Source organism: Jatrophihabitans sp., from assembly GCF_036388195.1.
Lineage (GTDB): Bacteria > Actinomycetota > Actinomycetes > Mycobacteriales > Jatrophihabitantaceae > Jatrophihabitans_A.
The window spans coordinates 1-13,755 of the sequence record NZ_DASVSG010000066.1; the positions used below are offsets into that span (position 1 = coordinate 1).

Annotated in this window: 14 protein-coding genes; 8 read left to right on the top strand and 6 right to left on the bottom strand. The window is 69.4% G+C overall.

Translation table 11 applies throughout. The annotated features are described in order from the left end of the window. Positions 1 to 706: Na+/H+ antiporter NhaA (locus VF612_RS06830; protein WP_408659101.1), on the bottom strand; the 706-nt coding region annotated here is incomplete at its 3' end. 124 nt (positions 707 to 830) lie between these two features. Beyond that, positions 831 to 1,487 carry an NfeD family protein gene (locus VF612_RS06835; RefSeq protein WP_408659102.1) on the bottom strand — a complete coding sequence of 219 codons (657 nt, stop codon included), beginning with the start codon at positions 1,485 to 1,487 and terminating at the stop codon, positions 831 to 833. A 230-nt stretch (positions 1,488 to 1,717) separates the two neighbouring features. On the opposite strand from VF612_RS06835, the gene VF612_RS06840 reads away from it, so the two are divergent. The 3 genes from VF612_RS06840 to VF612_RS06850 all read left to right on the top strand — a co-directional run bounded on the left by VF612_RS06840 (position 1,718) and on the right by VF612_RS06850 (position 4,372). Next, on the top strand, positions 1,718 to 2,170 hold the full coding sequence (locus VF612_RS06840) for a CBS domain-containing protein (protein WP_408659103.1): 453 nt from the start codon (positions 1,718 to 1,720) through the stop codon (positions 2,168 to 2,170). Next, positions 2,167 to 3,456, top strand: a complete 1,290-nt coding sequence (locus VF612_RS06845) for an ArsB/NhaD family transporter (RefSeq protein ID WP_408659104.1) — start codon at positions 2,167 to 2,169, stop codon at positions 3,454 to 3,456. Before VF612_RS06840 ends, VF612_RS06845 begins: the two co-directional genes overlap by 4 nt. 190 nt (positions 3,457 to 3,646) lie before the next feature. Continuing rightward, on the top strand, positions 3,647 to 4,372 hold the full coding sequence (locus VF612_RS06850; RefSeq protein WP_408659105.1) for an endonuclease/exonuclease/phosphatase family protein: 726 nt from the start codon (positions 3,647 to 3,649) through the stop codon (positions 4,370 to 4,372). Here the strand turns inward: VF612_RS06850 and VF612_RS06855 are convergent. The 4 genes from VF612_RS06855 to VF612_RS06870 are packed head-to-tail and all read right to left on the bottom strand — an operon-like array spanning position 4,325 to position 8,584. After that, on the bottom strand, positions 4,325 to 6,523 hold the full coding sequence (locus VF612_RS06855; RefSeq protein WP_408659106.1) for a S9 family peptidase: 2,199 nt from the start codon (positions 6,521 to 6,523) through the stop codon (positions 4,325 to 4,327). The genes VF612_RS06850 and VF612_RS06855 overlap by 48 nt on opposite strands. A gap of 27 nt (positions 6,524 to 6,550) precedes the next feature. Further along, positions 6,551 to 7,060, bottom strand: a complete 510-nt coding sequence (locus VF612_RS06860; RefSeq protein WP_408659107.1) for a uridine kinase family protein — start codon at positions 7,058 to 7,060, stop codon at positions 6,551 to 6,553. A 38-nt stretch (positions 7,061 to 7,098) separates the two neighbouring features. Continuing rightward, positions 7,099 to 7,797: a hypothetical protein gene (locus tag VF612_RS06865; protein WP_408659108.1), complete on the bottom strand. Its 699-nt coding sequence runs from the start codon at positions 7,795 to 7,797 to the stop codon at positions 7,099 to 7,101. Position 7,798: 1 nt separating this feature from the next. Then, positions 7,799 to 8,584, bottom strand: coding sequence for an alpha/beta hydrolase (locus VF612_RS06870; RefSeq protein WP_408659109.1), 786 nt, complete (start codon positions 8,582 to 8,584; stop codon positions 7,799 to 7,801). 172 nt (positions 8,585 to 8,756) lie between these two features. On the opposite strand from VF612_RS06870, the gene VF612_RS06875 reads away from it, so the two are divergent. From VF612_RS06875 to VF612_RS06895, 5 genes are all read left to right on the top strand, one after another. After that, positions 8,757 to 9,530, top strand: coding sequence for a lysophospholipid acyltransferase family protein (locus tag VF612_RS06875; RefSeq protein WP_408659110.1), 774 nt, complete (start codon positions 8,757 to 8,759; stop codon positions 9,528 to 9,530). A gap of 15 nt (positions 9,531 to 9,545) precedes the next feature. Beyond that, positions 9,546 to 10,049: a polyadenylate-specific 3'-exoribonuclease AS gene (locus VF612_RS06880; protein ID WP_408659111.1), complete on the top strand. Its 504-nt coding sequence runs from the start codon at positions 9,546 to 9,548 to the stop codon at positions 10,047 to 10,049. 83 nt (positions 10,050 to 10,132) lie between these two features. Further along, positions 10,133 to 11,158: a 6-phosphofructokinase gene (locus VF612_RS06885; RefSeq protein WP_408659112.1), complete on the top strand. Its 1,026-nt coding sequence runs from the start codon at positions 10,133 to 10,135 to the stop codon at positions 11,156 to 11,158. Between the two features lie 68 nt (positions 11,159 to 11,226). Further along, the gene (locus tag VF612_RS06890) at positions 11,227 to 12,630 is read left to right on the top strand and encodes a class II 3-deoxy-7-phosphoheptulonate synthase (RefSeq protein WP_408659113.1); all 1,404 of its coding nucleotides are present in this window, start codon (positions 11,227 to 11,229) and stop codon (positions 12,628 to 12,630) included. Then, positions 12,627 to 13,646: a threonine aldolase family protein gene (locus tag VF612_RS06895; RefSeq protein WP_408659114.1), complete on the top strand. Its 1,020-nt coding sequence runs from the start codon at positions 12,627 to 12,629 to the stop codon at positions 13,644 to 13,646. The genes VF612_RS06890 and VF612_RS06895 overlap by 4 nt, the downstream gene beginning before the upstream one ends. Positions 13,647 to 13,755 lie beyond the last annotated feature (109 nt).

Here is a 13,755-nt window from a genome sequence, read left to right on the forward strand (position 1 = left end):
GCACCAGTGTCCACGCCGCAGCCGCCAGTGGAATCAGCAGCCACCACGAGCGGACCCGCCGCTGCGCCAGCGCGCCGAACACGGCGATCGGCAGGAGCGCCAGTAGCAGCGGCGTGGGTTTGAGATCCGAGGTGTAGAACAGCGCGATGATGGCGATCGCGATCAGGTCATCCACGACCGCAAGGGTGAGCAGGAAAGTACGCAGCGCCGAAGGCAGATGGGCGCCGATCACCGCCAGCACCGCGAGAGCGAACGCGATATCGGTCGCGGCTGGGATCGCCCAGCCCCGCAGCGCCCTGTCATCGGTCCCCAGGTTGATCAGGACGAACACCAGCGCCGGAAGCGCTATCCCACCGACGGCAGCTAGCACCGGTAACGCGGCCCGGCTCGGAGTACGCAGGTCTCCGGCGACAAACTCGCGTTTGACCTCCAGCCCGGCGACAAAGAAGAAGATCGCCAACAACCCGTCTCCGGCCCATTGCGCAACGCTGAGGTGCAGATGCAGCGACTTGGGGCCGAAAGCCGCGTGCAGGAACGTCACATAGCTGTCTGAGTTAGGCCAGTTCGCCCACACCAGCGCCGCGACACTTGCCACGAGCAGAAGGAACCCGCCTACGGTCTCCTCGCGCAGGATGTCTCCAATACGCGCCGATTCGCCCGGGCGGCTCGGTTCGAAGAGTATGCCGCGGTGCGTGGGACCGCTCACGCAGCCATTCCCGGCGTCGGCATCGCCGCACCCTGCGGGACGGGGCTGGTCAGCATGTACCGAGCTTAACGGCGGTTCCTCTAGCGTCGAGCTGAGGTCGGACGGACCAGCTCGGCAGGGACCCTTACCAGAGGTCGAGGCCGGGTGCGGGTTCGACGACTAGATAGTCCCCGACGAGTTGGGTGACGCACACCGTCTCTCCCGGGCGCAGCTCGCCGTGCTCTGTGCGTAGCTCCCACACGTGTCCGGACACGACCCCCCGGCCGGACGAGCCGGTAGCAGTCAGCACGACGGTGCCACGACCGACGAGCATGGTGGAGGAGTCGAGTGGCCGGTGGCGGATGCATCGCCAGGAGCGCCGGCCGGCGAAGTAAGTGAGGCCGGCGACGGCGACGGCGATGGGGACGGCGACCGCCGGATGGACTCCTGGAACGTCTTCGGTGAGATAGACCCCGGCCAGGATCAGGCTGACGCCGCCACCAACGGCATGCAGGCCGAATCCAGGCAAGACGAGCACTTCCATGCCCAGCGACGCCACCGCAAGCACCAGCATCAACAAACCCGCAGCCCGGGGAGGCAGAGAGGCCAGCGACGCGGCACCGAGCAGAAGAAACAGCGATCCGAGGACAACGGCCTTCCAGCCCATCGCTGGCGATGCCAGCCGAAACACGATGCACACCAAGCCGGCAGCCACAAGGACGAAGGCGAGTTCAGCCGGGGCGACCGTGGCCCCCATTGCCGTCGAGGTGGACTCATGTACTTGGGCATCGATGGATTCCACCCTGTTGAACCCGGATGGCATCCTCAGGGCCAATGCGGGTCCAGCCATGGTCGACTCTCCTCCGTCCCTGGGATCGGGATGAAATGGCTCGCCGCCCCTCTACTGCATCATCCACACCGACGATGCGTAGGTAGCAAGCACTCTCGTGCGCGGCTATTGATACGCTGCCCCTGGAGCGCCGGGAAGCCTGGTCGGCAGTCTAGTTCGTGCTGTCGAGTCCAGGAGTATGAATGCGCGCCCGCGACCTTGCTAAGCCTTTCGCCACCGTATCCCTAGAAGCCGACGTGCTGACCGCGGCCCGGTTGATGGCCGCCGAGGGGGCGCCCGGCCTGATCGTGTGCGGGGCGGATGAGCGGCCCTACACCGTGCTGCCTGGGTCGCAGGTTCTCAACTTCCTCATCCCCCGCTACGTGCAGGATCAGCCTGCCCTGGCCCGCGCCTTCAGTGAACGCGCCTGGGACGACCTACGGGACAGGTTGGTCAGCCATACCGTGCGCGACCTCCTACCCCGGCCCGCCGACATCGATGAGTTGCCGATTGTGGACCAGGACGCGACGACCCTTGAGGTGGCCGCGGTAATGGCCAGAATGCACAGCCCGCTCGTGGCTGTGGTTGACGGCCACGACCGGGTGTTGGGCGCGATCACCGTCAGCCGGTTGCTCACCCATCTGCTGGCGTCATGACTGTCGCCGTTGTCGTCGTCTTCATCGGCGCCTACATCCTTATCGCCTCCGAACGCATCCACCGCGTGGCCGCCGCGCTCGGTGGCGCGGCGGCGATGGTGTTGCTTGGAGTTGTCGACGCTCACGTTGCCTTCTTCAGTGCGGAGACCGGTGTTGACTGGAATGTCATTTTCCTGTTGCTGGGCATGATGGTGATCGTCAGCGTGCTGAAACAGACGGGGGTCTTCGATTACCTCGCCATCTGGGCAGCCAAGCGGGTCCGGGGCCGACCGTTCGCACTGATGGTAATGCTGGTCTGCATCACCGCACTGGCCTCGGCGATGCTGGACAACGTCACCACCGTGCTGTTGATCGCACCCGTCACGCTGCTCGTGTGTGAGCGGCTGGCAGTCGCGCCGGTGCCGTTCCTGATCGCCGAGACAATGGCCTCCAACATCGGGGGCATGGCCACGCTGGTCGGCGACCCTCCCAATATCATCATCGCCAGTAGGGCCGGGTTGTCCTTCAACGACTTCATCATCCACCTTGCCCCGCTTGCCCTGGTTTTAATGATCGTCTTCATCGGTCTCTGCCGGATCATGTTCCGCTCTGCATTCAACTACGACGAAAACCGGGCCGCGGCCGTCATGGAACTCGACGAACGCGAAGTCATCCGCGACAGCGGTCTGCTCCTCCGATCACTGATCATCCTCGGGCTGGTGATGGTCGGGTTCATCGCCCACTCTGCGCTGCACATCGAGCCGTCCCTGGTCGCCCTACTGGGCGCCGGCGCCCTCGTCGCCATCTCCAAACTGCAACCGTCGGAATACCTGGAAGAGGTCGAGTGGCCCACCTTGGTGTTCTTCATCGGCTTGTTCATCATGGTCGGTGCGCTCGTCGAGGTCGGCGTCATCACCAGCCTTGGCGAGACCCTTACTGAAGCCGTCGATGGACGTTTCTTCCTCGCCTCCAGCGTCTTGCTGTGGGGATCAGCACTGCTCTCGGGGATCGTGGACAACATCCCCTACGTCGCCACTGTCTCCCCTCTCGTCCAAGACCTCGTCGCCAGCGGCGGTAACAGCCCCGAATCCACTGGCCTCTGGTGGGCATTAGCCGCCGGGGCCGACCTGGGCGGGAACGCCACCGCCGTTGGCGCCAGCGCCAACGTCGTCATCATCGGCATCGCTGCGCGCAACGGCCACCCCATCTCGTTCTGGAAATTCACCAAATACGGCCTCATCGTCGCGGTCATCACCATCGCTATCAGTTGGCCCTACTTCTGGCTGCGCTACTACGCCCTCAGTTGAACAAGCCATGTGGCCCCTGCCGATGGCTTGTCTACGAGGATGGTCTGCCATCGAGGCCTGCGAGTTACGTACCTAGCAACGGAACCAGGGACAGGGTCGCCAGAATCACGGTTATGACAACAGTCATCCAGTGCCGATTGAGTGGAGATGCGTCGCGAAGCGCAGACCAACGCCTGCCAGGATGGTCTCCGTGACGACCCTGCGCCTGCTGTCCTACAACGTCCGTTCGATGCGCGACGACGTCGACGCCCTGGCCCGGGTGATGCGCGAGATCGCCCCGGACGTGGCGATCATCCAGGAGGCGCCGCGGTTCCTGCGCTGGCGGTCCAAGTGCGCGGCGCTGGCCCGCCGGGCCGGCCTGGTGCTGGTCACCGGTGGGCGCGAGAGCGGCGCGAACCTGGTGCTGTCCTCACTCGCGGTCGAGGTCACGGCCACCCATGAGCTCGCCTTCACCGCCGACAAGCACCTGCACCACCGCGGCGCCGCCATCGCCGTCCTGAAGCTGAGGGGCGCGCAGTTCGCCGTCGCCGGCACCCACCTGGACCTGATCGAGGCGCCCCGGTTGCGGCACCTGGACGAGCTGGCCGCCTTCGCCGAGCAGAACCTGCCCAAAGAAGCCCCGCTGATCGTCGGGGGAGACCTGAACGCGGTCCCCGGCTCCGCGACCTGGCAGCGGCTGGAGCAGTTCGGCGCCGACGCCTTCAAAGCGGTAGGCGTCGGCGACGGCTTCACCTACTCGACCGTCGCGCCGGTGCGCCGGATCGACGGGGTGTTCGCCGATCCCCGGCTGCGTCCGGTCAAGGCCGAGACGATCGACTCCGCCGACGTCCGGATCGCCTCGGATCACCGTCCCCTGGTCGTGGAGTACCTACTTCCGGATCCCCAGGATGTCCAGCTGCCAGGCCAGGACCAGTGAGGCCTCGTGCCAGGCGTCATACCGGCCGCTGCGGCCGCCGTGCCCGGCTTCCATCTCGGTCTTGAGCAGGATTGGCGCGGACCCCGTCGACACCGCCCGTAGCTTGGCGACCCACTTGGCCGGCTCCACGTACAGCACCCGGGTGTCGTTCAGGCCGCAGACCGCCAGGATCGCCGGGTAGTCCTTCGCCTCGACGTTCTCGTACGGCGTGTAGGACTTCATGTAGGCATAGACCTCCGGGTCGGCCAGCGGGTTGCCCCACTCCTCCCACTCGGTCACCGTCAGCGGCAGCGACGGATCCAGGATCGTGGTGAGCGCGTCGACGAACGGAACCTGCGCCACGATGCCGCCGAAGGCCTGCGGCGCCAGGTTGGCCACCGCGCCCATCAGCAGGCCGCCGGCGCTGCCGCCCTGGGCGACGATCCGCTCCGGACGGGTCCAGCCGGCCTTCACCAGATGCTCGGCGGCAGTCACGAAGTCGGTGAAGGTGTTGCGCTTGGCGAGCATCTTGCCCTCGTCGTACCAGTGCCGGCCCAGCTCGCCCCCGCCACGCACGTGCGCGATGACGAACACCACCCCGCGGTCCAGCAGCGACAGCCGCGGGATGGAGAAGTACGGATCGATCGAGACCTCGTAGGCGCCGTAGCCGTAGAGCACCACCGGCGCGTCGCCGTCCAGCGCGACATCGGCGCGGCTGACCACCGACAGCGGCACCATCGTGCCGTCAGCGGCCTGCGCCCACTCCCGCATCTGCCGGTAGCTGCTCAGGTCGACGTCCCCGAGCACCGGCTGGCGCTTGCGCAGCAGCAGCTGCTTGGACGGCACGTCGTAGTCATAGACCGTGTCCGGGGTGGTCATCGACTTGTAGGTCAGCCGGTAGCTGGCGGCGTTCCAGTCCAGGTTGCTGCCCGGGACCACGCTGTAGAGCGGCTCCTCGAACTCGATCGGCTCCGGCTGGCCGAACCCGTCGGCGGTGCGCGGCAGCACCGCGAGGCTGGTCAGGCCCTCGCTGCGCAGGTACAGCATGGCGTGCCCGGCGAAGGCGTCGACGCTCAACAGCCGGCGGTCCGCCGACCCCGGGGTCAGCGTGCGCCAGTTGCCCGCGCCCGGGTTCTCGGCCGGGGCCACACTCAACTCGAAGTTGGCCTCGTGGGCGTTGTGCACGATCAGCAGCTGATCGCCGGCGTGCTCGACGTGGTACTCGACGCCCTCGGCACGCGGCTCGACGATCACCGGCTCGGACCGCGGCGCATGCGAATCCAGCAGCCACACCTCGGTGGTGAGCTTGCTGCCGACCGAGATCTGGATCGCCTGCCCGTTGCGGGTCAGCTCGATCCCGACCCAGAATCGCTCGTCGTCCTCGGTGAAGACCACCACGTCCTCGGCCGCGTCGGCGCCCACGGTGTGCCGCCAGACCCGGTTCGGACGCCAGGACTCATCGACGGTGAGGTAGAACAGGGCGCTGGCATCGGCTGACCACGCCGAGGAGTAGAAGACCCCGCTGACGGTGTCGGGCAGGTCCTGGTCGGTGCGCAGGTCCTTGATGTGCAGGGTGAACCGCTCGTCGCCGGTCAGGTCGAGGGAGTAGGCGAGCAGGGTCCCGTCCGGGGACGCCTCCAGGGTGCCGAGGGCGAAGAAGCCGGAATCGGCGGCGATCCGGTTGCCGTCCAGCAGCACCTGCTCGCCGGCGAGCGACCCCACCGACCCAGCGCCGCTCGAGATCGAACCCGGGCCCGAACCCGAACCCGAACCCGAACCCGAACCAGCCTCGGTCGAACCGCCGGCGGAGTCGTCCTCGGCGATCACCGGCGGCGCGTCGCCGTCCGCGGGCAGCCGGCAGTAAATCGGGTACTGCTGGCCCTCGACGGTCCGGCTGTAATACCAGTAGTCGCCGCGCCGGGACGGAACCGAGAGGTCGGTCTGCTGGGTCCGGGTGACGATCTCGTCGAAGATCTGCTGCCGCAACGGCTGCAACCGCGCGGTGCAGGCTTCGGTGTAGGCGTTCTCGGCTTCGAGGTAGCCGATCACCTCGGGGTCGTTCTTGTCCCGTAACCACTCGTAGTCATCGACGAAGGTGTCGCCGTGGTGGACCCGTTCGATCGGCTTGGTCGCTGCGATGGGCGGCGTCTGCTGCCGCGGCTGGTCAGACATCTGTCCGAGGCTACCGGGCCGGTGCAGTCAGCGGGCGTCCGGCAGAACCACGGCGCCCGCCGGCAACGGGTGCTCCCCGAAGTACCGGTCCTCGTTGTCCAGCCAGGCCTGCCAGGCCGGCTGCAGCGGGCCGTCCCGCTCGATCCAGCGCCGCTCCCGGACGTCGCGGGGAACGTCGAGGAAGATCGCCACCGAGAGCCATCCGGCGCACGCGGCGATCGCCGACACCCCCTCGACCAGCAGCACCCGGGACGCCGGCACCGGCACGGTCTCGGCGAAGCGCCCGGCATGCCAGTCGTAGCGGCGGTAGCTGCCGGGCCGGCCGGCCGCCAGCGGCGCCAGCACGTCCGAACGCAGCCGCGGCCAGAAGTCGAACTGCCCGGCCCAGCCGTCCAGCATCGCATCGGTGGACAGCACCGCCGCGCCGTCCAGCCGGACGGCCAGCGCCATCGCCAAGCTGGACTTGCCGGCCGCCGCGCCGCCGTCCACGGCCACCACCCGGACCTGCCCGCAGCGTGGCTCAGCAGCCTCGATCAACCCGGCCAGCTCGCGCAGCAGGGCATCGGATGCCAGCCTCAGACGACCGCTCCGTCGTCATCGGAGTCATCCCGGGGCTCCGGACGCAGCCGCAGCACCAGCAGCCCGGACCCGAACAGCACCAGCACCACGCCGAGCGGCAGCGGCAGGTCCGCCGGCAGTCCCAGCGGGTAGCCGAAGGCCAGCACCACGATGCCGAGCAGGGTCACCAGCACCGCCATCGCGGTGGGCAGGGCGGGACGGGGCAGCGGCGGGGCCGGCGGGGGCACGAAGTGGTGCTCGACGTCCAGCGGGTCGGGATGGGGGGCACCCAGCTGCGGCTGCGCCGGCGGCGGGGCCGGTGGGCCGGCCGCCGGCCGGTCCAGGTCCTGCATGCCGGCGATGATCTTGGCGAACTCCGCGTCGGTGTCGATGCCGGCCAGCGGGTCGGGGACCGGCTCCTCACGCTCGGCGCCGCGGTCCCAGTGCCGGTGCTGGGCCACCTCGATGCCGAGCTCGGAGGCGATCTCGGTCAGCACCTGGCGGGCTTCGGAGGTCTGGTCGGCGGCCACGTACAGCCGGTCGGCGGTCACCGGGTCACTGGTCGGCGTCGGCTCCACGTAGGCGGGGACGTCGCGCAGCCCGAGCACGTCGAGCAGGTGGTCGGCCAGCCGCGGATCGACGTCGGCGACCGGGGAGAACTTGTCCGAGTCCAGGCCGTTGTCACGGCGGCCCCGGTGCGAGGCGGGCGAGCTCACGCTAGTCCCCGACGCCGGTGCGGGTGTGCTCGGCGATGAACTCGACGGCGCCGGTGAAGATCAGCTCGGCGTCGTTGTCGACGGTGGCCACGTGGTAGCTGTTGTGCAGGGGCACCTCGCGCACCGTCGTGGCGGTGGCGCCGGCGTGCAGCAGCTTGGCCGACAGCGCGTCCACCACATGATCCTCGACGGAGCGGAAGTACAGGATCGGCGCCGTGATCTTGCCCAGGTCAGCGATGACCAGCCGCCACAGCGCCTGCATCGAGACGAACGCGCGCAGCGGCGTCCGGTCGTAGCTCAGCTCCGCCAGGCCGGGCTTCTTGATGTCGCTGCCGATGCCCGGTCGCGAGCGCACCGCCCAGGCCAGGTAACGCGCCAGCGCGGCGTCCCTGCGCATGGTGCCGTAGGCGACGTTGACCAGCACCAGGCCGGCCAGCTTGCTGGACTCGTCCTCGGCCAGCTCCTCGGCAAGCCGGGTCACCAGGGTGCCGCCCATCGACAGGCCGCACGCGAACACGGTGTCGCAGCGCTCGGCGAGCTCGTCGTAGGCCCGGCGGATCTCTGCGTACCACTCGGTCCAGGTGGTGCGGTTCATCTCCTGCCAGGTGGTGCCGTGGCCGGGCAGCCGGGGCAGCCGCACCGTGTAGCCCTGGGCGGCCAGGTGCTCGGCCCACGGCCGCATGCTCTGCGGCGTGCCGGTGAAACCGTGGCTGATCAGCACCCCGGTCCGGCCGGCGGCGCCCTCGCCGTCTACCGCGAACGGCTCGGCGCCTTCGAGGATCGGCACCCGCTCCTCCTTCGTGTGATTGCTGGCCTTCATCATGCCGTGGCGAGTCCTGTCCTGGCGAGTCCTCCGATGCCCGCCCCGCCGCGCTGGGCGCTTGATTGTCCCCCGTGTCCGGGCCGGGCTATGGTCGAGGCACCCGATCAGTTCGGTGATGTGTGCTGGAGGCCGCTGAGTGCTGTACTGGTTCCTGAAGACCGTCGGGCTAGGCCCGTGGTTGAAGGTGATCTGGCGACCTTACGTCGAGGGCGCTGAGAACGTGCCCGAAACCGGCGGAGCCATCCTGGCCAGCAACCACCTGTCCTTCTGCGATTCCTTCTTCATGCCGTTGATGGTCAAGCGGCGGGTCACCTTCCTGGCCAAGGCCGAGTACTTCACCACTCCCGGCATCAAGGGCCGGCTGTCGCGGATGTTCTTCGCCGCCGCCGGGCAGGTGCCGATCGACCGCGACGACGCCGACGCCGCCCGGGGAGCGCTGACCACCGGCGTCCGGATCCTGCGCAAGGGGGAGTTGCTCGGCATCTACCCCGAGGGCACCCGGTCCCCGGACGGGCGGCTGTACAAGGGCAAGACCGGCGTCGCCCGGATGGCCCTGGAGGCCGGCGTCCCGGTGATCCCGGTGGCCATGATCGACACCGAGAAGATGATGCCGACCGGCTGCAAGCTGCCGCGCCTGAGGCCGCGGCCCGGGGTGCGGTTCGGCAAGCCGCTGGACTTCTCCCGGTACGAGGGGCTGGCCGGCGACCGGTTCGTGGAACGGTCGATGACCGATGAGATCATGTACGAGCTGATGCAGCTGTCCGGCCAGGAGTACGTCGACATCTACGCCAGCAAGGTCAAGCTGCAGACCGGCGCGAACCTCGGCTTCGGCGCCCGGAAGGGCATCACGCATGCCGACGCCGTGGGGAGCACCTCCCACGACCGGTTGCCGGTCGAGCGGGCGGGCTGAGAGCCGGCGGTCCAGGTGCGCTACTTCTACGACTGCGAGTTCATCGAGGACGGCCGCACCATCTCGCTGATCTCGATCGGTTTCGTCGACGAGAACGGCCGGGAGTTCTACGCGGTATCCACCGAGTTCGACCCGGACCGGGCCATCGACTGGGTACGCCGGCACGTGCTCAACCAGCTGCCCTCGCCGTCGGACCCTGCCTGGCGGTCCCGGGCCCGCATCCGCGACGACCTGCTGGCCTACCTCACCCAGCCGGGCGAGCCGATCGAGCTGTGGGCCTGGATGGCCAGCTACGACCATGTGGCGCTGGCCCAGCTGTGGGGTGACATGCGGGCCCTGCCGCGCCAGATCCCGCGCTTCACCCACGAGCTGCGCCAGCTCTGGGAGGCCGCCGGGTCACCGCCGCTGCCGGCCGCCGGCGCCGACGCCCACGACGCGCTGGCCGACGCCAGGCACAACCTGGCGCGCTGGAAGCTGATCGCCGGAGCCGTCGCCACCGGCTCCCCGGCCGATCGCTAAGCTCGGAAAATCCGACAGCGCCGTCGATCTGCTCGCTCTCTCGCATGCTCTCCATGCCCAGTCGTGACGAAAGGATCGCCCAGATGCGTATCGGTGTACTTACCGGCGGGGGAGATTGCCCCGGTCTGAACGCGGTGATCCGCGCCGTGGTCCGCAAGGGCGTGGGGGTGTTCGGCTACGAGTTCGTGGGATTCCGCGACGGCTGGAAGGGCCCCCTGGAGGGCCTGACCATGCAGCTGGGCATCACCGAGGTGCGCGGCATCCTGCCTCGCGGCGGCACCATCCTGGGCTCGTCCCGGACCAACCCGTTCAAGATCGACGGCGGTGTGGAGCAGATCCGGGAGAACCTGCACGGTCTCGGCGTGGACGCGCTGATCGCCATCGGCGGCGAGGACACCCTGGGAGTGGCCACCCAGCTGCACGAGCACGGCGTGAACGTCGTCGGGGTGCCCAAGACCATCGACAACGACCTCAACGCCACCGACTACACCTTCGGCTTCGACACCGCGGTGAACATCGCGATGGAGGCAATCGACCGGCTGCACACCACCGCCGAGTCCCACCACCGCGCCCTGATCGTGGAGGTGATGGGCCGGCACGCCGGCTGGATCGCCCTGCACGCGGGCATCGCCGGCGGCGCCAACGTCATCCTGATTCCCGAGCAGCGGTTCTCCATCGAGCGGGTCTGCGCCTACGTGACCAGCCGGTTCGAGTCCCATTACGCCCCGATCATCGTGATCGCCGAGGGCGCGATGCCGCTGGAGGGGGAGATGGTGACCCTGGACAAGGGGGTCGACGCCTTCGGCCACGCCCGGCTCGGGGGGATCGGCGACTGGCTGGCCTCGGAGATCGAGACCCGCACCGGCAAGGAGGCCCGCACCACGGTGCTGGGCCACATCCAGCGCGGGGGCACCCCGACCGCCTTCGACCGGGTGCTGGCCACCCGGTTCGGGCTGCATGCCATCGACGCGGTGCACGTCGGCGACTGGGGCAAGATGGTGGCCCTCAGCGGCACCGAGATCGTCCGGGTGCCGCTGGCCGAGGCCACCAAGACCCTCAAGACGGTGCCCAGCGACTTCTACTCCGAGGCCGAGGTGTTCTTCGGCTGAGGCGCACGCGGCGTCGGGCAGTTTTCCGCCGACCTTCCTGTCGCAGCGGTAGTCGGTAGTCTTATCGCGTGACACCGACCACCGATATCTCCGCCGCCGCAGACCTGAGCCTCGACGCCTGGCGCGGGCTTCCCGCGGCCCAGCAGCCACGCTGGCCCGACCAGGCGGCCCTCCGGGAGGTGGCCGGCACGCTGTCCCAGCTGCCGCCGCTGGTGGTTGCCGACGAGGTCGACGCGCTGACCGACCGGCTCGCCGAGGTCGCGCGGGGCAAGGCGTTCCTGCTGCAGGGCGGGGACTGCGCCGAGACCTTCGCGACCTCGTCGCAGGCCGACATCTCCGGCAAGATCCGGGTGCTGCTGCAAATGGCGGTGGTGCTGACCTACGGCGCCTCGGTGCCGGTGGTGAAGGTGGGCCGGATGGCCGGCCAGTACGCCAAGCCGCGCTCGACCGAGCTCGACGCCTTCGGGCTGCCGTCCTACCGCGGCGACATGGTCAACGAGCTGCACGGCGACGCGACCGCGCGCACCCCGGACCCGAGCCGGATCCTGCGGGCCTACTCCACGGCCGCCTCCACGCTGAACCTGCTGCGTGCCTACGCCGCCGGCGGGCTGGCCTCGCTGGAGAAGGTGCATTCCTGGAACACCGCCTTCGCCCGCACCACCGAGACCGGCGGCCGGTACGAGCAGCTGGCCGCCGAGATCGACCGGGCCGTCCGGTTCATGCGCGCCTGCGGGGTGCACGACGCGGCGCTGGACAGCGTGGAGCTCTACGCCAGCCACGAGGCGCTGATCCTGGAGTACGAGCGAGCGCTGACCCGGATCGAGGACCACCGGGCCTACGACCTGTCCGGCCACTTCCTCTGGGTGGGCGAGCGGACCCGCCAGATGGACGGCGCGCACCTGGACTTCGTGTCCCGGATCGCCAACCCGATCGGCGTCAAGCTGGGCCCGACCACCACGCCGGAGTTCGCGGCGGAGCTGGTCGAGCGGTTGGACCCCAACGGCGTGCCGGGCCGGCTGACCCTGATCAGCCGGATGAGCAACCTGCTGGTGCGCGACGTGCTGCCGCCGATCATCGAGAAGGTGCAGTCCACCGGCCACCTGGTGGTCTGGCAGTGCGATCCGATGCACGGCAACACCGAGGAGACCGTCAGCGGCGTCAAGACCCGGCACCTGGACCGGATCCTCGACGAGGTGGACGGCTTCTTCGACGTGCACGCGGAGCTGGGCACCCACCCCGGCGGGCTGCACGTCGAGCTGACCGGCGACGACGTCACCGAGTGCATCGGCGGCACCGCCGAGCTCACCGCCGCCGACCTCGGCCGCCGGTACGAGACGGCGTGCGACCCGCGGCTGAACATCGAGCAGTCCCTGGAGCTGGCGTTCCGGGTGGCCGAGCGGCTGGTCGCCGACTGGCGCAGCCGCGAGCTGCGCGAGGAACTGCCCCGCCAGGCCGGCGCGAGGACGGTATGAGCGGCGAGCAGCCGGTGGTCGACCTGCGCAGCGACACCGTGACCCGGCCGTCCGCGGCGATGCGGCGGGCGATGGCCGAGGCCGAGGTCGGCGACGACGTCTACGGCGATGACCCCACCGTCAACGCGCTGGAGGCCGAGGTCGCCGAGCTGCTGGGGTACCAGGCCGGCCTGTTCACCGCGACCGGGTCGCTGGCCAACCAGCTTGCCCTGCGGTTGCTGGTGAAACCGGGCGAGGAGCTGGTGTGCGACCGGATCGCCCACGTCGTCCGGGCCGAGATGGGCGCGGCCGCGACCTTCTCGGGCATCACCACCCGCACCTGGGAGGCCGCCGCCGGCCGGCTGGACCCGGAGACGGTGGCCGGGGTGATCACCCCCAACGCCGGCTGGCACCAGGTCTCGACCACCGCCATCGCGGTGGAGAACACCCACAACTTCGGCGGCGGCACGGTGCAGCCGTTGGAGGCCGTCCGGGCGGTGCAGCGACTGGCCCGCGAGCACGGTCTCGGGGTGCATCTGGACGGCGCCCGGCTGTGGAACGCCCACGTCGCCTCGGGGGTGCCGCTGCTGGAGCTGGCGGCCGGCTTCGACACCGTCTCGGTCTGCCTGTCCAAGGGGCTCGGCGCCCCGGTGGGGTCGGTGCTGGTCTCCTCGGCCGAGCGGATCGCCGAGGCCCGCACCTGGCGCAAGCGGTACGGCGGGGCCATGCGCCAGGTCGGCATCCTGGCCGCTGCCGGACGCTACGCCCTGCGGCACAACATCGAACGGCTGGCCGATGACCACGACCGGGCGGCCCGGCTCGCCGCGGCGCTCGGACTGAAGCCGGAGCGGGTCGAGACCAACATCGTGGTGTTGCAGGTGCCCGATGCCCCCGCGGTGGGGCTGGCGGCCCGCGAGCAGGGTGTCATCGTCTCGGTGATCGGGCCGAAGCTGATCCGGCTGGTCACGCACCTCGACATCGACGACGACGACCTGGACCGCGCCATCGGGGTGTTGACTCCGCTGCTGGCCAGCTGAGCCCTGCGGTCATCAGCTCGGCGCTCTCGCCAAGCCATCGCTGCGGCGAGGAGTGCCCGACCTGTCGCCTAGCTGTACTCGGCCATCAGGTTGGTAGCCGGCTGACGGG

What these genes read in the sequence shown, in the direction of transcription:
- VF612_RS06840 (WP_408659103.1), top strand. Translation starts at nt 1,718, where the DNA reads ATGCGCGCCCGCGACCTTGCTAAGCCTTTCGCCACCGTATCCCTAGAA.
- VF612_RS06845 (WP_408659104.1), top strand. Translation starts at nt 2,167, where the DNA reads ATGACTGTCGCCGTTGTCGTCGTCTTCATCGGCGCCTACATCCTTATC.
- VF612_RS06855 (WP_408659106.1), bottom strand. Translation starts at nt 6,523, where the DNA reads ATGTCTGACCAGCCGCGGCAGCAGACGCCGCCCATCGCAGCGACCAAG.
- VF612_RS06885 (WP_408659112.1), top strand. Translation starts at nt 10,133, where the DNA reads ATGCGTATCGGTGTACTTACCGGCGGGGGAGATTGCCCCGGTCTGAAC.
- VF612_RS06895 (WP_408659114.1), top strand. Translation starts at nt 12,627, where the DNA reads ATGAGCGGCGAGCAGCCGGTGGTCGACCTGCGCAGCGACACCGTGACC.